Origin of the sequence: Bacillus sp. SG20033 (assembly GCF_044570195.1) — a bacterium.
GTDB lineage: Bacteria > Bacillota > Bacilli > Bacillales > Bacillaceae > Bacillus > Bacillus subtilis.
Window position 1 is genome coordinate 2,937,274 of the sequence record NZ_CP172606.1, and the last position, 21,667, is coordinate 2,958,940.

General features: G+C 43.5%; 19 protein-coding genes, 1 tRNA gene and 1 other annotated feature. Of the genes, 3 read left to right on the top strand and 17 right to left on the bottom strand.

Going from position 1 to position 21,667, the window contains the following annotated elements; all coding sequences use genetic code 11:
* Nucleotides 1-59: 59 nt before the first annotated feature.
* From lonB to ilvB, 11 genes are all read right to left on the bottom strand, one after another.
* Nucleotides 60-1,718 carry an ATP-dependent protease LonB gene (lonB, locus tag ACFVP7_RS15600; protein WP_014477564.1) on the bottom strand — a complete coding sequence of 553 codons (1,659 nt, stop codon included), beginning with the start codon at nucleotides 1,716-1,718 and terminating at the stop codon, nucleotides 60-62.
* Nucleotides 1,719-1,869: 151 nt separating this feature from the next.
* On the bottom strand, nucleotides 1,870-3,132 hold the full coding sequence (gene clpX, locus ACFVP7_RS15605; RefSeq protein ID WP_003229613.1) for an ATP-dependent protease ATP-binding subunit ClpX: 1,263 nt from the start codon (nucleotides 3,130-3,132) through the stop codon (nucleotides 1,870-1,872).
* A 271-nt stretch (nucleotides 3,133-3,403) separates the two neighbouring features.
* Nucleotides 3,404-4,678 carry a trigger factor gene (gene tig / locus ACFVP7_RS15610; RefSeq protein ID WP_003229611.1) on the bottom strand — a complete coding sequence of 425 codons (1,275 nt, stop codon included), beginning with the start codon at nucleotides 4,676-4,678 and terminating at the stop codon, nucleotides 3,404-3,406.
* 227 nt (nucleotides 4,679-4,905) lie between these two features.
* Nucleotides 4,906-5,910 (bottom strand): DNA damage checkpoint antagonist DdcA, encoded by a 1,005-nt coding sequence (gene ddcA / locus ACFVP7_RS15615; RefSeq protein ID WP_014477566.1) that lies wholly within the window; start codon nucleotides 5,908-5,910, stop codon nucleotides 4,906-4,908.
* Between the two features lie 118 nt (nucleotides 5,911-6,028).
* Nucleotides 6,029-6,628: a 3-isopropylmalate dehydratase small subunit gene (leuD, locus tag ACFVP7_RS15620; RefSeq protein ID WP_003229606.1), complete on the bottom strand. Its 600-nt coding sequence runs from the start codon at nucleotides 6,626-6,628 to the stop codon at nucleotides 6,029-6,031.
* A gap of 12 nt (nucleotides 6,629-6,640) precedes the next feature.
* Nucleotides 6,641-8,059, bottom strand: a complete 1,419-nt coding sequence (leuC, locus tag ACFVP7_RS15625) for a 3-isopropylmalate dehydratase large subunit (protein ID WP_042975036.1) — start codon at nucleotides 8,057-8,059, stop codon at nucleotides 6,641-6,643.
* A 49-nt stretch (nucleotides 8,060-8,108) separates the two neighbouring features.
* A complete protein-coding gene (gene leuB / locus ACFVP7_RS15630) occupies nucleotides 8,109-9,206 on the bottom strand; it encodes a 3-isopropylmalate dehydrogenase (protein WP_338730654.1) in 1,098 nt (365 codons plus the stop codon).
* Between the two features lie 20 nt (nucleotides 9,207-9,226).
* Complete coding sequence (locus tag ACFVP7_RS15635; RefSeq protein ID WP_087614649.1) at nucleotides 9,227-10,783, bottom strand: 2-isopropylmalate synthase; 1,557 nt, start codon at nucleotides 10,781-10,783, stop codon at nucleotides 9,227-9,229.
* Nucleotides 10,770-11,798, bottom strand: a complete 1,029-nt coding sequence (ilvC, locus tag ACFVP7_RS15640) for a ketol-acid reductoisomerase (protein ID WP_003222549.1) — start codon at nucleotides 11,796-11,798, stop codon at nucleotides 10,770-10,772. The genes ACFVP7_RS15635 and ilvC overlap by 14 nt, the downstream gene beginning before the upstream one ends.
* Before the next feature lie 23 nt (nucleotides 11,799-11,821).
* A complete protein-coding gene (gene ilvN / locus ACFVP7_RS15645; RefSeq protein WP_004399096.1) occupies nucleotides 11,822-12,340 on the bottom strand; it encodes an acetolactate synthase small subunit in 519 nt (172 codons plus the stop codon).
* Complete coding sequence (gene ilvB / locus ACFVP7_RS15650) at nucleotides 12,337-14,061, bottom strand: acetolactate synthase large subunit (RefSeq protein WP_021480256.1); 1,725 nt, start codon at nucleotides 14,059-14,061, stop codon at nucleotides 12,337-12,339. Before ilvB ends, ilvN begins: the two co-directional genes overlap by 4 nt.
* A gap of 121 nt (nucleotides 14,062-14,182) precedes the next feature.
* Nucleotides 14,183-14,429, bottom strand: a binding site (T-box leader).
* A 445-nt stretch (nucleotides 14,430-14,874) separates the two neighbouring features.
* Between ilvB and cotQ the strand changes: the two genes are divergently transcribed.
* Nucleotides 14,875-15,210 carry an inner spore coat protein CotQ gene (gene cotQ / locus ACFVP7_RS15655; protein ID WP_087614651.1) on the top strand — a complete coding sequence of 112 codons (336 nt, stop codon included), beginning with the start codon at nucleotides 14,875-14,877 and terminating at the stop codon, nucleotides 15,208-15,210.
* A 164-nt stretch (nucleotides 15,211-15,374) separates the two neighbouring features.
* A complete protein-coding gene (locus ACFVP7_RS15660; protein WP_134981739.1) occupies nucleotides 15,375-15,830 on the top strand; it encodes a GNAT family N-acetyltransferase in 456 nt (151 codons plus the stop codon).
* Between the two features lie 128 nt (nucleotides 15,831-15,958).
* Here the strand turns inward: ACFVP7_RS15660 and ACFVP7_RS15665 are convergent, their stop codons facing one another.
* Complete coding sequence (locus ACFVP7_RS15665; protein WP_396582452.1) at nucleotides 15,959-17,158, bottom strand: Kelch repeat-containing protein; 1,200 nt, start codon at nucleotides 17,156-17,158, stop codon at nucleotides 15,959-15,961.
* A 324-nt stretch (nucleotides 17,159-17,482) separates the two neighbouring features.
* On the opposite strand from ACFVP7_RS15665, the gene ACFVP7_RS15670 reads away from it, so the two are divergent.
* Nucleotides 17,483-18,307, top strand: a complete 825-nt coding sequence (locus ACFVP7_RS15670) for a YsnF/AvaK domain-containing protein (RefSeq protein ID WP_024572294.1) — start codon at nucleotides 17,483-17,485, stop codon at nucleotides 18,305-18,307.
* A 63-nt stretch (nucleotides 18,308-18,370) separates the two neighbouring features.
* Here the strand turns inward: ACFVP7_RS15670 and ACFVP7_RS15675 are convergent.
* The 5 genes from ACFVP7_RS15675 to gerM all read right to left on the bottom strand — a co-directional run bounded on the left by ACFVP7_RS15675 (nucleotide 18,371) and on the right by gerM (nucleotide 21,657).
* Nucleotides 18,371-18,444 (bottom strand) — tRNA-Arg (locus ACFVP7_RS15675).
* A gap of 130 nt (nucleotides 18,445-18,574) precedes the next feature.
* A complete protein-coding gene (locus ACFVP7_RS15680) occupies nucleotides 18,575-19,084 on the bottom strand; it encodes a metallophosphoesterase (protein WP_015384295.1) in 510 nt (169 codons plus the stop codon).
* 15 nt (nucleotides 19,085-19,099) lie between these two features.
* Nucleotides 19,100-19,696, bottom strand: coding sequence for an XTP/dITP diphosphatase (locus ACFVP7_RS15685; protein ID WP_015251523.1), 597 nt, complete (start codon nucleotides 19,694-19,696; stop codon nucleotides 19,100-19,102).
* A 12-nt stretch (nucleotides 19,697-19,708) separates the two neighbouring features.
* The gene (gene rph / locus ACFVP7_RS15690) at nucleotides 19,709-20,446 is read right to left on the bottom strand and encodes a ribonuclease PH (protein ID WP_003246039.1); all 738 of its coding nucleotides are present in this window, start codon (nucleotides 20,444-20,446) and stop codon (nucleotides 19,709-19,711) included.
* A gap of 110 nt (nucleotides 20,447-20,556) precedes the next feature.
* The gene (gene gerM, locus ACFVP7_RS15695; RefSeq protein WP_003229578.1) at nucleotides 20,557-21,657 is read right to left on the bottom strand and encodes a spore germination protein GerM; all 1,101 of its coding nucleotides are present in this window, start codon (nucleotides 21,655-21,657) and stop codon (nucleotides 20,557-20,559) included.
* Between the last annotated feature and the right edge of the window lie 10 nt (nucleotides 21,658-21,667).

The window sequence follows — 21,667 nt, forward strand, 5'->3', positions numbered from 1 at the left end:
CTGATATGAAAAAGGAAAAGATGTCCTTCATGAAAAAAACCCTATTATCAAAATAGGGTTTAAACGGATTCTTTATTGATTTCAATATGAAACGGTTTTTGTTCCGTTGGCGGATTCACTAAAATTTCATCAAGCACTTCTTGGAACGTCTTCACTGCAATAATTTCGATCCCGTCAATCTGCTTTAAGATCGCCTGCTGATTTTCATATGGGATAATCACCTTTTTCGCACCGGACTGCTTGGCCGCTTTTATTTTCGGAATGACGCCTCCGATGGGTTTCACAAGACCGTTCAGGCTGATTTCGCCCGTCATCGCAACGGTATTGTCAATAGGAATTTTATGTATCGCCGAGAAAATTCCCGCCGCCATCGCAATGCCTGCTGACGGCCCATCAATCGGAATCCCTCCTGGGAAATTGATGTGAATATCATAATCAGAAGGCTTCATTCCCATTGTCCGGAGCACGGTTAATACATTTTCAACCGAACCCTTCGCCATGCTTTTTCGTCTGATTGATTTTGATTGGCTGCCGATGCTTTCTTCTTCAGCTATTCCTGTGATGTTAATTGATCCTTTATCTTGAGCCGCGGTTACACTTACTTCGATTTCCAAAAGCGATCCGCTGTTAGGCCCATAGACTGCAAGCCCATTTACAATGCCAACCTGTGGTTCAACACCGATTTTTTGCTCGTGCTTTGGAGTAAGCTGACTGGAGTGAATGACCCATTCGATATCCTCAATCGTAATGTCCTTCCGATTCTCCGTTACAGCCATCCCCGCTGCGATTTGAATCATATTGACGGCTTCCCGCCCGTTCCGCGTGTAGCTGGTCAAAAGATCTAGGCCTTCTTCGGAGATATTTTTTTCAATTTTATCCGCTGCTGTTTTGGCAACCGTTTTCAGCTCGTCCTTTTCAAGCTCGCGGAAAAAAACCTCCAAACAGCGGGACCTGATAGCTGGCGGAATTTCGTTTGGCATTCTCGTGGTCGCGCCAATCAAGCGAAAATCAGCCGGCAGCCCATTTTGAAAAATATCATGAATATGATTCGGAATTTGTGTATTTTCCTCACTGTAATACGCACTGTCTAAAAAGACTTTTCTGTCCTCAAGCACCTTCAGCATTTTATTCATTTGAATAGGATGCAGCTCCCCTATTTCATCAATAAACAGCACACCGCCATGGGCATGGGTGACAGCTCCCTGCTTCGGCTGCGGAATCCCAGCCTGTCCCATCGCTCCGGCCCCTTGGTATATCGGGTCATGGACAGAGCCGATGAGCGGATCGGCAATTCCTCTTTCATCAAAACGGGCTGTTGTCGCATCGAGTTCCACAAAGACAGCCTGCTCTTTAAACGGTGATTGTTTATGTTTTTTTGCTTCTTCCAGCACAAGCCGCGCAGCAGCCGTTTTCCCAACTCCCGGTGGCCCATAGACAATCACATGCTGAGGATTTGGCCCGCATAAAGCAGCCTTTAATGCTTTAATGCCGTCTTCCTGTCCGACGATATCTTGAAAGCTTTTGGGGCGGACCTTCTCAGATAATGGCTCGGACAAGCTGATAGCGCGCATTTTCCGAAGCTGCTCCATTTCCTTCTTTGATTCTTTATCTATCGTGACCTTTTGTGTCCTTTGATTTTTAAGCAAATTCCAAAAATACAAACCGATGATGATCCCAAAAAACAGCTGAATAAATAACGCGATCCCTGTCCAACTCATGGTGGTCCCTCCTGAAAAACAATTTATGTATCCAATTCATTCCTCTGATTGCTAGTATCTCCCATAGAAGACGGGAATAAACGTTTTTCCGGAAGAGTTGCATGCAAAAAAACCTCCTGAATGTTACCACTCAGGAGGTTTGTGCTTATCTTTATGCAGATGTTTTATCTTGGCTTACCTCAGTGCCGTCTTTTAATAAGAGGCGAGGAGGCTCTCCGTGTGTCACAGTTGCCCCGGTAATTACACATTTTTCAATGTCATCACGAGAAGGCAGCTCAAACATCACATCAAGCATGATGCCTTCAATGATAGAACGGAGTCCGCGTGCTCCAGTCTTGCGTTCAATTGCTTTTTTAGCAATTTCAGAAAGCGCTTCTTCTTCAAACTCAAGCTCAACGTTGTCAAGCTCAAGCATTTTCTTGAATTGCTTAACAAGAGCGTTTTTCGGTTTTGTTAAGATCGCAACCAATGCTTCTTCGTCAAGCTTTTCAAGGCTTGCAATAACCGGAAGACGTCCGATAAATTCAGGAATTAACCCGAAACGGAGCAAATCTTCAGGAAGCACTTTTGAAAGAAGATCTTCTTTCTCAAGATCAGCAGCTTTATTGTCGGCACCGAATCCAATCACTTTTTGGCCTAAACGGCGTTTGATGATTTGTTCGATACCATCGAAAGCTCCGCCGCAAATGAACAAAATATTTGTTGTGTCAATTTGAATGAATTCTTGATGAGGATGCTTACGTCCACCTTGAGGCGGCACGCTTGCCACTGTACCCTCAAGAATTTTAAGCAATGCCTGCTGTACACCCTCACCTGACACATCACGTGTGATAGACGGGTTTTCAGATTTTCTAGCCACTTTATCGATTTCATCAATATAGATAATGCCTTTTTCGGCTTTTTCCACATCATAATCAGCAGCTTGGATAAGCTTCAAGAGAATATTCTCTACATCTTCACCCACGTATCCAGCTTCAGTCAAAGATGTAGCGTCAGCAATCGCAAACGGCACATTTAAAATGCGAGCCAGTGTTTGCGCCAGAAGGGTTTTACCGCTTCCCGTAGGGCCGATTAATGAAATATTACTTTTTGAAAGCTCAACATCATCAACTTTGCTGTTGGAGTTAATGCGCTTATAGTGGTTATACACAGCAACAGCAAGTGATTTCTTCGCTTGATCTTGGCCGATGACATATTCATTCAAAATTTCACGAATTTCCTGAGGCTTTGGTACGTCTTTAAATTCTACTTCTTCTTCTGTTCCGAGTTCTTCCTCTACAATTTCAGTGCAGAGTTCGATACATTCGTCACATATATATACACCAGGTCCAGCTACAAGCTTACGAACCTGATCTTGTGTTTTTCCACAGAACGAGCATTTTAATTGTCCTTTTTCCTCGTTAAATTTAAACATTCTTTCACCCCTTAATCTTGTCTCACTTTTTCTTTTACCGGCAGAGCAAAAGAAAATGATTCTTGAAACGAACGAGTATGTATTGCATTTTACCATACTTTCCAAAAAGACGGTAACAATGTGTTTCTGACTTGCACATTCTATATGTATGACAAAAAACAGCCCTGCATTAACTATATTGCCCCAAGAAAAAGAGATAACTCATAATTGTACAAAACAAGGCACGAATGATTCGCGCCCTGTTTTATTAGTACTATTATTATGCACCATATTAACGGTTTTCTACAAGAAAATCAATTGCTTTGCGAACTTTTAAATCTTCTTTCATCGCGTCAGTAGAACCGATGGCTTGTTTAATATTTTCAACAGGCATGTTGTATGCTTCAGCCATTTTTGTAAGCTCAGCATCAACTTCCTCATCTGATACTTCAAGGTTTTCCGCTTTCGCAATCGCCTCAAGAGTCAGGTTAGATTTTACGCGTTTTTCAGCATCTTCTTTCATTTGCTCTTTAAGCGCAGCTTCATCTTGGCCTGAGAATTGAGTGTAAAGCTCAAGGTTCATGCCTTGCATTTGCAGACGCTGTTCGAATTCTTTCAGCATGCGGTCAAGCTCAGTGTCGACCATTGCTTGAGGCACATCGATTTCAGCATTTTCAGAAGCTTTCAGAACAAGCTCTTCACGCAATTTAGCGTCAGCTTCGTTTTCTTTTGCTTCTTCTAAACGTTTCTTTGTTTTTTCAGTTAATTCAGCAAGTGTTTCCACTTCTTCATCGATATCTTTTGCGAATTCATCGTCAAGCTCAGGAAGCTCTTTCGCTTTGATTTCGTGAATTTTCACTTTAAACACAGCTGGTTTGCCTGCAAGATCTTCAGCGTGGTACTCCTCAGGGAATGTCACTTCAACATCCTTCTCAGCACCTGCTTCAAGGCCAACTAATTGATCTTCGAAGCCAGGGATGAATGAACCAGAACCTACTTCTAGAGAGTAGTTTTCAGCTTTTCCGCCTTCGAAAGCTTCGCCGTCAACGAATCCTTCGAAATCAAGAACAACTGTGTTTCCTTCTTCAACGGCGCCTTCTTCTTTTACAACAAGCTCAGCTTGACGCTCTTGAAGGGCTTTTAGTTCGTTTTGAACATCTTCGTCAGTTACAGTTGTGTCGTCTTTTTCAATGCCTAGGCCTTTGTATTCGCCAAGCTTCACTTCAGGTTTTACTGTTACTTTCGCAGTGAAGATTAAGCTTTCGCCTTTTTCGATTTTTTCAACATCGATTTCAGGACGGTCTACAGGCTCGATTCCAGCTTCTTCAACCGCTTTAGGGTATTCTACAGGAAGAAGAATATCCAAAGCATCTTGGTAAAGAGCTTCTACGCCAAAGCGCTGTTCGAATAATCCGCGAGGAATTTTACCTTTACGGAATCCAGGAATTGAAACTTGTTTTACTACTTTTTTAAATGCATCATCAAGTGCTGTTTTAAACGTTTCAGCATCAACTTCAACCGTTAAAACGCCTTCGTTGCCTTCTTGTTTTTCCCATTTTACAGACATGTGTTTCCCTCCAAAAATCTATTCAGGTTGTGTCGGTCTTCCATTCTAAAGCAATCATTCGGCTTCGTCCAACAAAAACAAAGCTGCCAAAGATCAGAATCATTATGTATAGATGTTAATAATGAACTGCAAAGCCTGTCCAACCGTATTTCTTATAACCCGTTATACACAAATACAACCACTATATTATAACATAACACATAGCGCTTTCAACTATATGGCGCGATTTACAAATAAGAAATTTCTTCAATATCTTTTAACATTGTGCAAGCTTCATCGAGTTCTCTGTCGGTAAATTCATACATCATATGAAGTTCTTCTCTTTCAATTTCAATTCCGTGCATCTCGTAACCGACTTTATGCAGGGCAGCCGCCCAAAGGTCAGCCGACAGCAATTTCGGCTGGAACGGATATAAAACGTACAAATGTCTTCTCCACAATTCTTCTACTGCTGCATATAAGGTTGGATTTTCATTTCCAAGTGTCTCATCCAGCACCCTGAGAACACGGTGCAGAATCGGCGCGGCATCAGGCGGAACAATCTCAGACGGTTCAATTGTCAATGACTCGCCAAATTTGCTAATGTGTACAGGTTTACTGTACTCATGCTCAGCCAACAGCATGACAATCATCGTTTTGATAATCGGATGGGCTGAGGGGTCTTGGAGGATTGTTTTGAGCAATCCTGTATACTTTGCTACGTTACGGTCTTTTAAGGAATGAATGAGATTCATTTGCTCCTCAGGGCTTGCCAGCACTTTCTCGGTGTCAATTGTATCCTCGTATTCTTCGGCCCAAGCCTCGTCCTCACGATCCGGATCGGTCATTTTCCGGCTGAAATCCAGCAGCTTATAAAATTGCTCGGCGCTTTCTGCCGGCAGCTGATTTTCTTCCAAAACGGCTTCAATGGTGCTTTTGACTTCCTCGTATTTTTTGAGCTGAATTAAGATGGTCATGTACACCTGCAAAACCGTAAAATAATGGCCATAACCTTCTTTGAGCATCTTCTCGCACACGCTTTTTGCCTCTTCCAGCTCGCCCAGCTCTAAAAAGCAGATGGCCATCCCTAAGTGAAGATCGGATTCAGTATCATCATATTTCATCGCTTCTGAAAACAGTTCAAGCGCTTCTTGATACTTTTTTTCCTTTAGTGATGACATCCCTTTTTCCACAAGGCGGTCTTTCAGATGAGGAAAAGGAATAATTTTTGCGTTCTTCTTGTCATGCGTCATACCTATATTCCTTTCAGGCATTTATTTTGTTCAAGTGTATCAACACCTGTGAACAAACACAAGAAATGAAAGGTTTCATCAGGCAAAAAAAGCCGCCGGACAAATACCGGCCGCTTTTTCAGGCTTGAAGCCAAGAGCTTCTTTGTGATTCAAATTGCTTGATTTCATCCTCCAGCAGCAGCGTTAAGGAAATTTCATCATATCCGTTAATCAGCATCTCTTTCCAATGCGGATCAACTTCAAATGAAATTTGATTGCCTTCACTGTCATGAATCAGCTGATTTTCAAGGTCAACAGTCATTTGCAATGACTGGTTTTCATACTGGCCGACAAGCTGTTTCCAATTGTCATATGGCATGCGGATCGGAAGCATGCCGTTTTTAAAGCAGTTCTGATGGAAAATATCAGCGAATGATGGCGCAATGATAATTTTAAACCCATAATCATCAAGTGCCCACGGAGCGTGTTCACGCGATGACCCGCAGCCGAAGTTTTCTCCTGCTATTAAAATGGAAGCTCCTTGATAAACAGGCTGGTTTAATTCAAATTCAGGGTTCGGTTCACCATTCGCATCATATCTCCAGTCAAAGAATGCAAAACGCCCGTAGCCTGTTCTTTCAATCCTCTTCAAAAATTGCTTAGGAATAATCTGGTCTGTATCCACATTGATCCGATTTAATACGGCTGCTTTCCCCGTATGTGATTTCAAAGGTTCCATCTCGCGCACTCCTTACACAACTGTTTTTTCCTGATAAAACTTTCTGACATCAACGAAGTGTCCGTGAATGGCAGCCATCGCAGCCATTGCCGGGCTGACGAGATGTGTTCTTGCACCTTTTCCTTGTCTGCCCTCGAAGTTGCGGTTAGAGGTTGATGCACAGCGCTCTCCCTCAGGAACAACATCATTATTCATACTCAAACACATGCTGCAGCCTGACTCTCTCCATTCAAATCCAGCTTCCAAGAAAATCTGGTCAAGCCCTTCTTTTTCAGCCTGAAGCTTCACGCTTTGAGATCCGGGCACGACGATGGCCCTTACGCTGTCAGCTACCTTCTTCCCTTTGATCATGTCAGCAGCCTGTCGAAGGTCAGTCATGCGGGAATTCGTGCAGGAACCGATAAATACGTGCTCCACTTTAATGTCTTCAATTTTTTGGTGAGGAGTCAGTCCCATATATTCATAAGCGCGAATCGCTTCTTTTTTATCATCTTCTGCAGAAAAGCTTTCCGGCGCAGGAACTTCAGAATCGACAGGAAGAACCATTCCCGGGTTAATGCCCCATGTCACCATAGGGGAAATTTTGTTGCCGTCAAGGAAGATAGATTTATCGTAAACAGCGCCCGGGTCTGTGCGCAGCGCCCTCCATTCCTCTACGGCCTTGTCAAATTCTTCGCCTTTTGGCGTGTACTTGCGGTTTTTGCAATATTCAAACGTCACCTCGTCAGGTGCAATCAAACCTGCTCTTGCTCCTGCTTCAATTGACATGTTACAAACAGTCATTCGTTCATCCATCGTCATATTTCTGAATACTTCCCCAGTGTATTCAATGACGTAGCCTGTGCCGAATTTCACACCGTATTTGCCGATGACAGAAAGGATGACATCCTTTGCCGTTACCCCTTTTTGAAGCGTTCCATCTACGCGCACTTCAAGTGTTTTTGGACGCTGCTGCCAAAGTGTCTGTGTGGAAAGGACATGTTCAACTTCACTCGTCCCGATTCCAAATGCAAGAGCGCCGAAAGCGCCATGTGTTGATGTATGACTGTCACCGCACACAATCGTTTTCCCTGGAAGCGTTAAGCCCAGTTCAGGGCCGACGACATGGACAATCCCTTGATCCACACTGTGAAGATCGGCAAGGCGCACGCCAAATTCCTCACAGTTTCTTTCAAGCGCCGTTACCTGGCGTTTCGCAACTTCATCCTTTATCTCAAAACGATTGACAGTCGGGATGTTGTGGTCCATTGTCGCAAATGTGTTTTGGGGTCTTCTGACCTTTCTTCCCTTTTGTCTCAAGCCTTCAAATGCCTGAGGAGACGTCACCTCATGAATGAGGTGCAAATCAATATAGAGAAGATCCGGCTTTCCCTCACCATGTTTTACAATATGCTGATCCCAAATCTTTTCGATGATTGTTCGAGGCATCATCTTTTATTTCCTCCCTCTACCTAGAGCTAAGACCGCTTAACGTAAGCTGTCACACATTAGAAATTTTATTTTCACTCATGATTGCTGCCTTAACTTCCTCTGTAATGGCCTGAGTGCTGCTGAACTCTTCACCCCGTGCCAAGTCTCTTGTTCTTTTTCCGGAAGCCAAGACTTTGTTTACCGCATCTTCTACAGCTTTCGCTTCCTCTTCAAGCCCGAAAGATGTTCTCAAAAGCATTGCCGCTGACAATATGGCTGCGAACGGATTTGCCATCCCTTTACCGGCAATATCAGGCGCGGAGCCATGAACAGGTTCAAACAGATGAAGACCAGAGCTTGATAGGCTGGCTGACGGGAGCATTCCGAGCGAGCCTGTAAGCATGGACGCTTCATCGCTTAAAATATCACCGAACATATTTTCAGTCACCACGACATCAAATTGATTCGGTGCATAAATTAGCTGCATGGCCGCGTTATCCACAAGCATGTGCTCAAGCTTCACATCAGGAAACTCTTGTGCAACGTCCTCAGCCACTTCACGCCACAGCCGGCTTGATTCAAGAACATTCGCTTTATCTACAGAGGTCACTTTGCCTTTTCTGGCTGCCGCCATTTTGAAGCCCTCTCTGATCACTCGTTCAATTTCCGTTCGCTTATAAAACAGTGTATCTACTGCTTCCTGCTCACCTTCAGTGTTTACATAGCGTTTGCTCGGCTGGCCGAAATACAAGCCGCCTGTGAGCTCACGAACGATAACGAAATCAACATTATCTATATATTCTTTTTTCAAAGGCGAAGCGTCAGAAAGGCTTTCAAATACCTTCACAGGCCGCAAATTCGCAAACAAATCAAGCTGTTTTCTGATGCTGAGCAGCCCTTTTTCCGGTCTCAGTTCCGAAGGATTTTGATCCCATTTCGGTCCGCCGACAGCGCCAAGCAATATCGCGTCTGCATTTTTACAAGCAGCAACGGTTTCCTCCGGGAGGGGGTTATGATGTTCATCAATAGCCGCCCCTCCAATCAGGCCATATTCAAATTCAAATTCATGGTTAAAGCGTTCGGCAACACTTTTCAGTACGTCTGTCGCTGATTCTAATACTTCAGGGCCGATCCCGTCTCCGGGCAATAGAGCAATACGTTTCTTCAAGTTAACCGTTCTCCTTTCTTTTATGATCCGACAGCTGTGTGGTTTTTCAATCCGCTCATATTCGACTGGAAAACCAATTGACGGTTTACTGCGTTCAAATAGGCTTTCGCTGATGCTTCTAATACGTCTTGCGCTATGCCCCGCCCTGCTGATTCTTTTCCGTTCACCAAAACTCTTACATACACCTGGGCAAATGCATCTTCGCCTTTTCTGTTAGACTGAATGCGGTAGTCTAAGAGCTCCACGTCCTTATCGATGCAGCGCTCAAGCGTATTGTAGATTGCTTCCACGCTTCCAGCTCCAGTTGCAGCTTCCTGAATAAGCTCTGCGTTTTCTTGATTTTTCAAAGATAGAGTAGCCGTAGGGACCTGACTTGTTCCGTAATGTACTTGCAGAGAAAGAAATTCATACCCAATCTTGCGATCTGTTACTTTTTCTTCTAAAATAAGAGAAACAAGATCCTCATCAGTGATTTCTTTTTTCTTCTCAGTCAACTCTTTGAACATCGTAAAGAATTTATTAATCTCTTCACTGTCAAATTGGAATCCTAAAGCAGTCAGCCGGTCTTTAAATGCGTGGCGTCCGGAATGTTTACCTAGGACAAGCGCATCTGCGGTTACGCCGACAAGCTCCGGTGAAATAATTTCATAAGTCGATTTTTCTTTTAAAAAGCCGTCCTGATGGATGCCTGATTCATGAGCAAATGCATTATCTCCAACAACCGCTTTGTTGCGCGGGACAGCCATGCCTGTCAGTTTGCTTACTAAATCACTTGTTCTCTTAATCTCGTTCAGAGTAATACCTGTTTCGACTTGGTAGAAATCTTTTCTGGTATGGAGGGCTACGGCAATTTCCTCTAATGCCGCGTTTCCGGCTCTTTCACCGATCCCGTTCACAGCGCATTCGATTTGATCAGCGCCATTTTCAATCGCAGCAAGAGAGTTTGCGACTGCCATTCCCAAATCATCATGACAGTGGGCTGAAAGCTTTGCTTTGTGAATGTTCGGAACGTTTTCTTTCATATATTTAAAGATATTTCCGTATTCCGCCGGGGCCAGGTAGCCGACAGTGTCCGGAAGATTGATAACACTGGCGCCTGCGTCAATCACTTTCTCGACGATTTCTGCTAGAAACGGCAGTTCAGTGCGGCAGGCATCTTCAGCTGACCATTGCACAATCGGAAAACGTTCTTTTGCGTATTTCACCATTTCAACCGCTCTTTCAATGACTTGCTCACGTGTCATTTTCAGCTTGTGCTTCAAATGAATGTCCGATGTGGCGATAAAAACATGAATTCTCGGATGAGCACCTTCTTTTAACGCTTCCCAAGCAGCATCAATATCACCTTTTACACAACGGGCCAGACCAGTTACTGAACAATTTTTAATGGTTCTTGCGATTTCCTGAACAGCTAAAAAGTCACCTCGGGACGAAGCGGGAAATCCCGCTTCAATGATATCTGCCCCGAGTCTTTCGAGCTGCTTAGCTATGGCAAGTTTCTCCTGTGTATTCAAGTTCACTCCAGGGGACTGTTCACCATCACGAAGCGTCGTATCGAAAAAATTAATTTTGCGCAACGGAGACCACCGCTTCCTTCTTCTTGCCTTGTTTCACAAACGGCATCATTTCACGAAGCTTTCTTCCCACTACTTCGATTTGATGTTCGTTCTCGCTTGCATTGATAGCGTTGAAACGAGGACGGTTTACTTGGTTTTCGACGATCCACTCTTTTGCGAATGTACCGTTTTGGATATCTTTTAATACTTCTTTCATAGATTCTTTTACTTTAGCGTCCACAACGCGAGGGCCTGATACGAAATCTCCCCACTGTGCTGTGTCAGAGATTGAATATCTCATTCCTGCAAGTCCTTCTTCGTACATAAGGTCTACGATTAATTTCAGCTCATGAAGACACTCGAAGTATGCAAGTTCAGGCTGATAACCTGCTTCAGTTAATGTTTCAAATCCCGCTTTGACAAGTGCGCTTAATCCGCCGCAAAGAACTGCTTGCTCACCGAACAAATCTGTTTCTGTTTCTTCTTTAAATGTCGTTTCTAATACGCCCGCTCTTGCGCCGCCGATTCCTTTAGCATAAGCGAGGGCTTTGTCTCTTGCTTCTCCAGTCACATCTTGATAGATTGCGAACAATGCAGGTACGCCGGCTCCTTGCTCATATGTTCTTCTGACCAAGTGTCCCGGTCCTTTAGGCGCCACTAAGAATACATCTACATCCGCCGGAGGAACAATTTGATGGAAATGCACGTTAAATCCATGAGCGAATACTAATGATTTTCCTGCTGTCAATTCATCTTTGATTTCAGCTTCGTATACTTTTTGCTGCTGTTCATCCGGAAGCAGAACCATGATGATTTCGGCTTGGGCTGCCGCTTCTTTTACTGAAAATACTTTATGTCCGTCTTCTTGGGCTTGAGTGAAAGATTTTCCTTGTCTAACACCGACGATAACGTCTACTCCGCTTTCTTTAAGGTTCAGGGCATGTGCGTGGCCTTGCGAACCGTACCCGATAACCGCTACTGTTTTTCCAGCCAATACGTTCTCTTTGATATCACCGTTATAATATACTTTTACCATTTTAATCTCTCCCTTGTTATGTTTTATACAATAGATATTGTTTTATTGGATGACGCCTTTTGCTGAGTTCCCCTCGCAAAAGCCGTTGTACCTGTTCTCGCGATTTCTTTAATGCCATAAGGTTTTAATAACTCAATAAGCGCTTCAATTTTGTTAGATTCACCTGTCACCTGAACAACGATGCTGTCTCTGCTGACATCAACGACAGAGGCTCTAAACGGTTCTATGATTCCATTAATCTCTGTTCTCGTTGAAGGTGCGGAGACAACCTTGATTAAGGCCAGCTCCCTCTGGACAATCGATTGATTTGTGATGTCTGTGACTTTCAGCACATCAATCTGTTTGTTGAGCTGTTTTGTTAACTGTTCAACATCATTTTCTCCTTCAACATGAACGACGAAGGTGATTCTGGAAACGCCGGCTGTTTCTGTGTGTCCAACTGTAATGCTTTCAATGTTGTAATGCCTTTTTGTGAATAGACCGGTGATCCGGTTTAACACCCCGGAGCGGTTCACCACAGTCAATGTGATAATTCTTTTCAAGGTTTCACCCCCACCATTTCATGCAGCCCTTTCCCCGGAGCCACCATCGGGAATACTTTTTCTTCGCTGGCAACCCGCACGTCAATGACAACAGGTTCTCTTGATGTTAATGCCTCTTCCAGCTTTACCTTTGCTTCCGCTTCTGATGAAATTCTGATGCCTTTAATGCCGTATGCTTCGGACAATTTGACGAAGTCAGGCTGAGAAGCGAATTTAGATTCTGAATAACGTTCTTCATAGAAAATTTCCTGCCACTGTCTGACCATTCCGAGACAAGCGTTATTTAAAATCACTACCTTGACCGGAAGATTTAATTCGCGAATAACATCGAGTTCTTGAAGCGTCATTTGGAATCCGCCGTCTCCGACAACCGCGACAACAGTAGCATCTTTTTCGGCCAGCTGTGCGCCAATCGCCGCCGGAAGACCGAATCCCATCGTTCCAAGTCCGCCTGACGTGACCCATTTATCTGCTTTTTGGAACGGATAAAATTGCGCTGACCACATTTGATGCTGGCCTACATCTGTTGCGACAATGGCCTCTCCTTTTGTAAATTGATGAATATATTCAATCAATTTCTGAGGTTTAAAACCTTCTTCTTCATTATCTACATACCAGAGCGGATACTCTTCTTTCCATTCGGCGAGCTGTTTTTTCCATTCGCTTGAATCGCTTTGTTTGCCGTCTTGTTTGATCAGCTCCTGCAGGACAATTTTGCTGTCTCCGACTACAGGAATCTGTGTTTTCATGATTTTTCCGATTTCAGCTGGATCAATATCGATGTGAGCAATCTTTGCGTTTCTGGCAAAGTGTTTCAGGTTTCCTGTGACACGGTCATCAAAACGGGCGCCGATACTGATTAATAGATCACATTCATGAAGGGCCATATTGGCTGTATAAGTACCGTGCATCCCCGCCATCCCTAGGAAAAGCGGATGGTCAGCCGGGAAGCCTCCGAGTCCCAAAAGGGTGTGTGCCACAGGGATTTGCTGCTGTTCAGCATAATTTTTTAATTCTTCTGACGCTTTTCCGTGCAGTACGCCCGCACCCGCCAGGATCACCGGTTTTTTCGCACTGCTCACGGCTTCCACAAGCTTGCGGATCTGCAAATAATTCGGCTCTGTTGTCGGCTGGTATCCCGGGAGATTCATCTCATGATCGTAGCTGAATTCTCCTTCAATTGTTGCTACATCTTTCGGAATATCAATCAATACAGGTCCGGGTCTTCCAGTTGTTGCAATATGGAACGCTTCTTTAATGATGCGCGGCAGATCTTCCGGCTGGCGAACCTGGTAGCTGTGTTTTGTTACTGGCATCGTAATCCCTAAAATGTCCGCTTCCTGAAATGCATCGCTCCCGATTACAGAGGTTGCTACCTGCCCTGTAAAGACGACTAACGGCAATGAATCAATCATGGCATCAGCAAGGCCTGTAACAAGGTTTGTCGCTCCCGGTCCTGACGTGGCAATGACGACACCCGGTTTTCCGGAGACTCTTGCGTATCCCTCCGCTGCATGAATTGCTCCTTGTTCGTGACGGGGAAGGATATGTACCAACCCTGAATTGTATAGCTTATCGTAAATCGGAAGCACAGCCCCGCCCGGATAACCGAAGATCATTTCTACTTTCTCTTTTTTTAATGATTCAATCAGCATTAATGCTCCGCTCATCGTCTGTGTACATTTGGCAGATGCTGAATCTACCTGTACATTAGTCCCCATTTTAGTTCCTCCTTTTGGATTTTCATCCTTTAAAGATCATCTTTTCACTAGCTAGATAGCTGATTATTCAATAAAAAAAGCCCTTCCGCCCACAATCAGCCGCGCAGTAACTGCGATAGCTAAAAGGGGCGAAAAGGCTTTTCTTTCCGCGGTACCACCCTTGTTTACGGCCTGTTAATCGGCCGTCTCATGGATATTTCTATCCGCTTTAGTAACGAGTGAATCAAGTTCACCCGGCCAAGTCCTACTGTCATTTCAGACTGGCACTCTGAGGCGAGTTCACCTTGTAAAGCTTCGCCGGTTCTCAGCTAACCCGGTTCTCTGTGGAAAGCTTTATCAAGGCTACTTATCCTCATCTGCGCTTTTCATATTCAGCCTTCGGAACGGCTTTCCAGCTGTTCAAGAAGGTCGTTCGTTTTTCATTTTTTTAGAATCATACTGCGATGATTTTCGCTTGTGAAGCTTGCGTTTATCTTTTGTTGAACTCATATTACGCCGCTTTGGACGCAGTGTCAACAGCATTTTTTAAAATTATTAGACAATTTTGATTAATCAATCTATATTGTATACGCTTTCATTATTGGTACAAAAGGAATTGCAAATGTTAAAAGTTTTTATAATTTTTTTATTAATCTATCAAGAATACACCAGAATTATTTAATTTTATATAAACATGTAAGATTTTATAACACGCTATGATTCGTATATAGATTGAGTCTGACAGATCATCTTGCAAACCATTTCAGTCGGATAGGCACTCCTATTATTCCCCCGGCATATATTAATGGTATCTTGCAAAGAAAAGGTGATACGATGAATAAATCATTTGCAGACATGCAAGGATTCCCTGCAGGCTTTCCAAGCTTCCCAAGCTTTCCGCAGCAGTACTATCCTGCTGTCCCTTCCTTTTACCAGCAAAGCCATCAGCCATTTGGAGGCCACGGATACGGACAGCCGTTCAGCCAGGCATATAGCCCGTTGACCACTCCCTCTGCTATGTACTCCTCTTATCCATACACTTCAGATTTTTTCGGGCAGCAATTTTCAGGCACTGGCTTCAGCGGCCATAGCGGGGGTTTCAGTATTCCGGCAACACACGTCGGCGGTTTTAGCGGAACAGCCGGTGTGCATGGAGGCTTTAGATATTAAAGAAAACTGCAAGGGCCGAACAACGATTTCGGCCTCTTTTTTGCTTTCAAGCATCTTTTGAAGCTCATACATTCCAAAAAGGCTTCAATACTGTCAGATTATCTGTCTTTATAGTTGGAAACAGGATCGAATATGATTAAGATGAATGTTTGAGGAGGAATAAAATGTATATAAAACTAGATGATTTAACTGGTCATCAGGTGGTTTCACTGGTGAATGAGCATTTACATAGCATGATGCTTATGTCCCCGCCGGAAAGCATCCATGCCTTAGGTTTAGAGAAACTAAGAGGCCCTGGAATAACATTTTGGAGTGCATGGGAGGGTGATGAGCTAGCCGGTTGCGGAGCGCTAAAAGAACTGGACAGCCGGCACGGAGAAATCAAATCAATGCGAACATCTGCATCACATTTAAGAAAAGGCGTTGCCAAACAAATTCTCCAGCATATCATTGAAGAAGCTGGAAAGCGAGGCTATGAGCGGTTAAGCTTAGAAACGGGTTCAATGGCTTCATTTGAGCCGGCAAGAAAGTTGTATGAAAGCTTCGATTTTCAGTACTGTGAACCGTTTGCAGACTATGTTGAAGATCCAAACAGTGTGTTTATGACGAAGGAATTGTGAGACGGCTTTATAAGGATAGATAAGTACAGAGGAAGGTCTGTCTATCTCTTACCGTTTTCCCTTCTAAAATTTAATAGAGTAAGTCAACAAAAACCATCCAGCATTGCATTGGATGGTTTTTGGGTGGTTTATTTATATTTATTTACTTCGTACATCAAGATGTTTTTAAACACAACATAATCCTTTTTACTTTCAAAAGGCCCTTTGTTGTTGTCATGCTCATCTATTTCATAAAAGCCTGGTCCCTCTCCGGCATCACGCTGCTTGTACCATTTGAGGAATCCGTTCACTTCTTTCATAGACAGCTGATATTCTTTTTGCAAACCGTTTACCATGGTGACAACAAGAAGGGCGTCTCCGTCTTCTGCTGAGTTATCCTCAGAAGGGGTTGTTGATCCTTTGTCCTTATCTCCTGAATTGCCTTCAGAAGGGGTTGTTGATCCTTTATCCTTATCTCCCGGAGTTTCCTCTGAATCGGATGGTATGTTTAAATCTTTTAACGAAATAGATATAACTGATTTAATTTTAGCATTTGCATATCCACCAACAAAACTTGATGTCTCCTCCCTTCCACCGATGACGTAAAGCGTATCATCAATAATGGCAGAAGAATGCGCCATTCTGTATAGTGCTTTCGGATTTGTCACTGCTGTAGCTGATTGACTTTTAGGATCGTACACCTTAATTCGGTTTACACCTCCAGTCATCAGAATTTTTCCTTTGTAAGCAAGCGCAGAATAATACCCTGCTGTGAATCCTTTACCATTTTCTGCCCAGGTGTCTTTTTCTGGATCATAAACATAAACGATTTGGGGAATATAATGCGTTCCGCCAAGAATATATAGTTTATTATCAATTACTGCAGTAGAAGCTCCGGTTACATCATAATTTAATTTTTGTTTTTTCTCCCATTTCTTCGTTTCTAGATCATAACTGTAAGTCGTTGCATACGAGTTACTTGCAGAACCTACAACATAAATTTTCTTTCCAATAGCTTCTGCATAAATCTTATAGGCTGGAATCTTTCTTTCAAAAGGAAGATCATCTAATTTTTCCCACGTGTCTTTTTTTGGATCATATACTTCTATTGTGTTGACAGCTCCATCGTTTGACATTCCGCCCAAGACATAAATTTTCCCATCTACAGTAACTGATGCAGCTCCCCCCCTCGCTGTTGGCATGTCGGCTTTTCTTGTCCATTCATTTGTTTTAGGATCATAGACAAACGTTTGATTCCCATAAGTACCAGGTTTTACAGTTCCTCCACCTATCACATATATCTTTCCATCTACTACACCGCTGCTTGCACCGACACGCGGCTCAGGCAAATCTGCTCTTTCTTTCCATTCAACTGTTTCCGCACTAACTGTTTGGAGCGATTGAAACAGCGTAATAACGAATAAGAAAAAAACAACGAACCATTTTTTCAAAAGAATACACTCCTTTATTTAATTGTTTCACATAACAAATATCGGAATGACTATAAATTTTTTCATATTATTTCCGGAATATTCATTTTTCAGAAAATTCACAAAATAAAGATTTACTCTGAAAAAAACACGAATGTTTTCAATCTTGTTTATTTTAAAGAACAGCGGGAATTACAAACGACATGAACGATATCATGCAAATTCATAAAGGAGGAGATTGATATGAAAAGCATAGTAGGTGTATACGAAACTCCGCAGGAAACCATCGCAGCGATTGAAGGCTTACTCACAAAAGGCTATGATTCTGATGACATTTCTGTTGTGACAAGCCGGCGAGATACAGATTATTTGGAGTCACGTACAGGAACAGAAGTCAATCAAGCTATCGATGCACATCAGGACGAATCTGAATCTTTTTTCGATAAACTGAAAGATTATTTCACAATGGATGATACTGCTACACACAGCAAAGCATTATCCGACTTGGATATTAAAACTGATGAAATAGACAAGTATCAAGAAGATTTGGATGACGGAAAACTTCTGGTAGCCGTCGATACAGATGCAGATGTAAATGCTCCTATTGATAACGGCAATGCCCTTTCAGGCGGCTTTTCAAGCACAAATGAAATGGCGGATTATACAACGAAAGAAGAAAAAACGATGCCGCTCCGGGAAGAACAGCTGAAGGTCGATAAGGAAGACGTTCAAACCGGCGAAGTAGAGATAGGAAAAGAAGTGAAAACAGAAAAAAGAGATATGGACATTCCGGTGAGACATGATGAAATTTATGTCGAACGCCGTCCAGTGGATGAAAATAAAACAGACGCTGCTCCCGTCAACGATTCGGAAGAGATCAGAGTTCCAATCGTTGAGGAAAAGCTGGAAGTGACTAAAAAACCGGTTGTCACTGATGAAGTGGTTGTCGGCAAACGCACCGTTGAAGAAAATGAACATATTTCTGAAACTGTGAAAAAAGAAGAACCTCGTCTGAATAAAGAAGGAAAAGTTGACGGCTTGGATGATGATCCGTTAAATAACAAATGAAAATCATAGACCGACAACAAAAAACCTCAAATCCAATTAGGATTTGAGGTTTTTCTTTTGGTACGTCCCAGGAGAGATTCGAACTCCCGACCGACGGCTTAGAAGGCCGTTGCTCTATCCAGCTGAGCTACTGGGACACGTTTTGTTTTTTTGTTTTTCGCTTTAACTATCAGCGACAAGATTTATTATATATGGGATGCAATAATAAGTCAACGGTTTTTTAGAATTTTTTTCATGAGGAAGAAAATTTTCTTCCTCATGACATTTTCATAGTGTGACTCGGTTTTGCAGATCCTCAATTTCATTACCTGCTTGGTCGTAAAAACGGACTGTCGCAGCATCATTTTCTAATGTCAGTATAGCATAGCTTTCTGTCCTTCGCACCCTCGGAAGCCGGATGCTGCCTGGGTTAATCATCAGTTTGCCCCGCAGCACTTCGCTTCCCGCGATGTGCGAATGCCCGAAGCAGATAATATCCGCTCCGAGCTCCTCTGCACGATAGTATACGTTTAACAAGGTCTGTTTTATACCGTGAAGGTGGCCGTGTGTGACCAGTATTTTTCTTGAACCGGCAGTCAGTAGAAGCTCGTCCTTAAAATCGCCGGCAAAATCGCAATTGCCTTTTACAACCGCATAAGGCTCCAATGCAGGATGCCTCGTTTCAAGCTCAGAGTCCCCGCAATGAATCATGAGATCAACTTCTGCCTCATGCCGTTTCGCAATGGTTTGGAGTTCTTCTTCAAGCCCATGGCTGTCACTGATAATCAGCACGTTCATGTACAAGCTTCCTCCTTATGCCTCCAAAAGCTTAGATAGCTTTTTAAGTGCGTCAGCCCTATGGCTGATTTTATTTTTTTCATCACTTGTCAGTTCAGCCATTGTCTTATCTTTATCTTTCACGATAAAGATTGGGTCATAGCCAAAGCCATATTCTCCTCTCGGTTCTTCGGCAATATACCCTTCAACATGGCCTTCGACTGTTTTTGTTTCCTCACCGGGAATACTCACGGCCAGTGCGCAGCGGAAACGGGCGGTGCGCTGTTCTTTTTCGATACCTTTCAGCTCGCTGAGCACTTTTTCGATATTTGCCTGGTCGTCTTTCTGTTCCCCTGCATAGCGGGCTGAATAAACCCCGGGCCTGCCGCCAAGATTATCGATGGATAGACCGGAGTCGTCCGCAATCACCATTTTGTTTACTGCTTTGGCAACAGCTTCCGCTTTCAGAATGGCATTTTCTTCAAATGTATGGCCTGTTTCTTCAATTTCTTCTGTAAATCCAATTTCAGCTAAAGATTTGACATCATAGCCTCTTGGCTCAAGAATTTCTTTGAATTCCTTCACTTTTCCCGGATTATGTGTCGCAATAATTGCTTCTTTCATGATGATCAAGCCTTTCTGTCTTTATTTCAGTTCTGGCAGAGAATCACCCAGCACTTCTTTTTGCTTGTCAATCAGCTCTTGAATTCCTTTTTCCGCAAGACCCAGAAGACCGTTCAGATCCTCTCTTGAAAAAGTCGCCTCTTCCCCGGTTCCCTGCAGTTCCACAAAACGGCCGCTGCCTGTCATGATGACATTCATGTCAACTTCAGCGGAGGAATCTTCTTCATAATTTAAATCTAACAAAATTCCCTGTTCCTTATCAATTCCAACAGAGATTGCAGCAAGAAAATCAGTGATCGGATTTGTCTTGATTGTTCCTGCTTTGATCAGCTTGCCAATCGCAATCGCCATAGCAAGAAATGCGCCTGTAATGGAAGCTGTTCTAGTTCCTCCATCAGCTTGAATGACATCACAGTCAATCCAAATCGTCCGTTCACCGAGCTTTTCCAGATCTACAACAGCTCGAAGCGCGCGGCCGATCAGGCGTTGGATCTCCATTGTTCTGCCGGAAATTTTCCCCTTAGAAGATTCTCTGATTGTTCTTTGGTTTGTTGCCCGCGGCAGCATGCTGTACTCTGCTGTAATCCAGCCTTTCCCTCCGCCCCGCAAAAACGGCGGTACGCGGTCCTCAACAGACGCGTTGCAGATTACCTTAGTATTTCCCGCTGTTATTAGAACAGAACCTTCCGGATGGCTGATAAAATCCAGATCGAATGTGATTGGACGCAGCTCATCGTGTTGTCTTCCGTCATGTCTCATGTTTTACCTCCGATTGTATGTACATAAACCATTTTTGTCCCGGAATTGAATAAAGAAAGAGGCAGCCGGAACGCTAACCTCTTTCTTTCTAGTATATCAAAAATCCCAATTTAAAAACTACCCGTATTCACTTGAGATGGTCTGGAGACCGGTTCTGTGAGCTTTTCGCCTTTTTCATTTACAAGCTCTGATTTTCCGTTCACTTTAACAGAGACGCTTTTTACATCCGGCTGCTCCGTTAACGTCAGCACAATGCTGTTCAGCACTTCTGAAGAAATCATTTTCGTCTTCTCATCGGCGCTGCCGAATATAGATTGATTGAAATCCAACGTCACGCGCCCGTCTTTGATTTTCGGTTTGCTGACCAGCTTTACATCTTCACTGAAGTCTGTTAACAGCCCGCTCACCTTGCTTGGCCCTTTAGCCAATTCATTGATGGCTGCCGTGATGTCGTCTTTTTCCGAATTGTCGATTCGTTTGGTCACCGGCACGTAGTATTCACTGTCTTCGTTTTCCGCCAAGTAGTAGACTGTCAGCGGATGGGTAGCAGTGAGATCATTTACACCGGCTGTCTCCAAATTAATGCCGTCTTTGCGGCTTAAATCATCTGAGATCGGCGTCCCTCCTACAGGCATCTCCTTCAGTTCATGCCCGTTTATTCTCAGCTTCACTTTATCTATCGAACTAAATTGCGTCAGCGTCCACGTTACAGACTGAACGATTTTCTGTTCGTCTTCTTTCTTATAATTTTTGAACTCATTAGAGAAATCAGCTATCGCGGTTCCATCTTTTTTGATGTCAACGTTAACGGTGGTGTCAGCCGGCAATACAGCTCTGAAGCCATTCGGAAGAATTTCAGACACAGGCCCGCCCTGTACGAGGTATTCAAGCGCCTGCTTAGCCGTGCTCTCACTTTTAGGGAGAGGCAGCGTTTGCGCAACAACATACCCGTTTTTATCAATGAGATAAAGCTCCCTCATAACAGTAGATGAGGCTTGATCCGCTTTTGCGGTATCGCTTTTTTCACTTTCTGTTTTTTTGGCTGCTGTTGTATTTGAATTGGCACCCGCTTCATCGTTCACGAATGTAACGTCTTGAGGCGGATCAATTTCCTCGGCTGCCTTATCAGATTGAAACAAACCGCATCCGGATAAAAGCAAGGCAGAGGTGAGACAAGTGGCACCAATGACTGCAGGTCCTTTTTTCAGCATACTTTTCCCT

Coding starts and splice junctions, on each gene's coding strand:
- lonB (WP_014477564.1), bottom strand. CDS start 1,718: ATGAGTTGGACAGGGATCGCGTTATTTATTCAGCTGTTTTTTGGGATC.
- clpX (WP_003229613.1), bottom strand. CDS start 3,132: ATGTTTAAATTTAACGAGGAAAAAGGACAATTAAAATGCTCGTTCTGT.
- tig (WP_003229611.1), bottom strand. CDS start 4,678: ATGTCTGTAAAATGGGAAAAACAAGAAGGCAACGAAGGCGTTTTAACG.
- ddcA (WP_014477566.1), bottom strand. CDS start 5,910: ATGACGCATGACAAGAAGAACGCAAAAATTATTCCTTTTCCTCATCTG.
- leuD (WP_003229606.1), bottom strand. CDS start 6,628: ATGGAACCTTTGAAATCACATACGGGGAAAGCAGCCGTATTAAATCGG.
- leuC (WP_042975036.1), bottom strand. CDS start 8,059: ATGATGCCTCGAACAATCATCGAAAAGATTTGGGATCAGCATATTGTA.
- ilvC (WP_003222549.1), bottom strand. CDS start 11,798: ATGGTAAAAGTATATTATAACGGTGATATCAAAGAGAACGTATTGGCT.
- ilvB (WP_021480256.1), bottom strand. CDS start 14,061: ATGGGGACTAATGTACAGGTAGATTCAGCATCTGCCAAATGTACACAG.
- cotQ (WP_087614651.1), top strand. CDS start 14,875: ATGAATAAATCATTTGCAGACATGCAAGGATTCCCTGCAGGCTTTCCA.
- ACFVP7_RS15660 (WP_134981739.1), top strand. CDS start 15,375: ATGTATATAAAACTAGATGATTTAACTGGTCATCAGGTGGTTTCACTG.
- ACFVP7_RS15670 (WP_024572294.1), top strand. CDS start 17,483: ATGAAAAGCATAGTAGGTGTATACGAAACTCCGCAGGAAACCATCGCA.
- ACFVP7_RS15680 (WP_015384295.1), bottom strand. CDS start 19,084: ATGAACGTGCTGATTATCAGTGACAGCCATGGGCTTGAAGAAGAACTC.
- rph (WP_003246039.1), bottom strand. CDS start 20,446: ATGAGACATGACGGAAGACAACACGATGAGCTGCGTCCAATCACATTC.
- gerM (WP_003229578.1), bottom strand. CDS start 21,657: ATGCTGAAAAAAGGACCTGCAGTCATTGGTGCCACTTGTCTCACCTCT.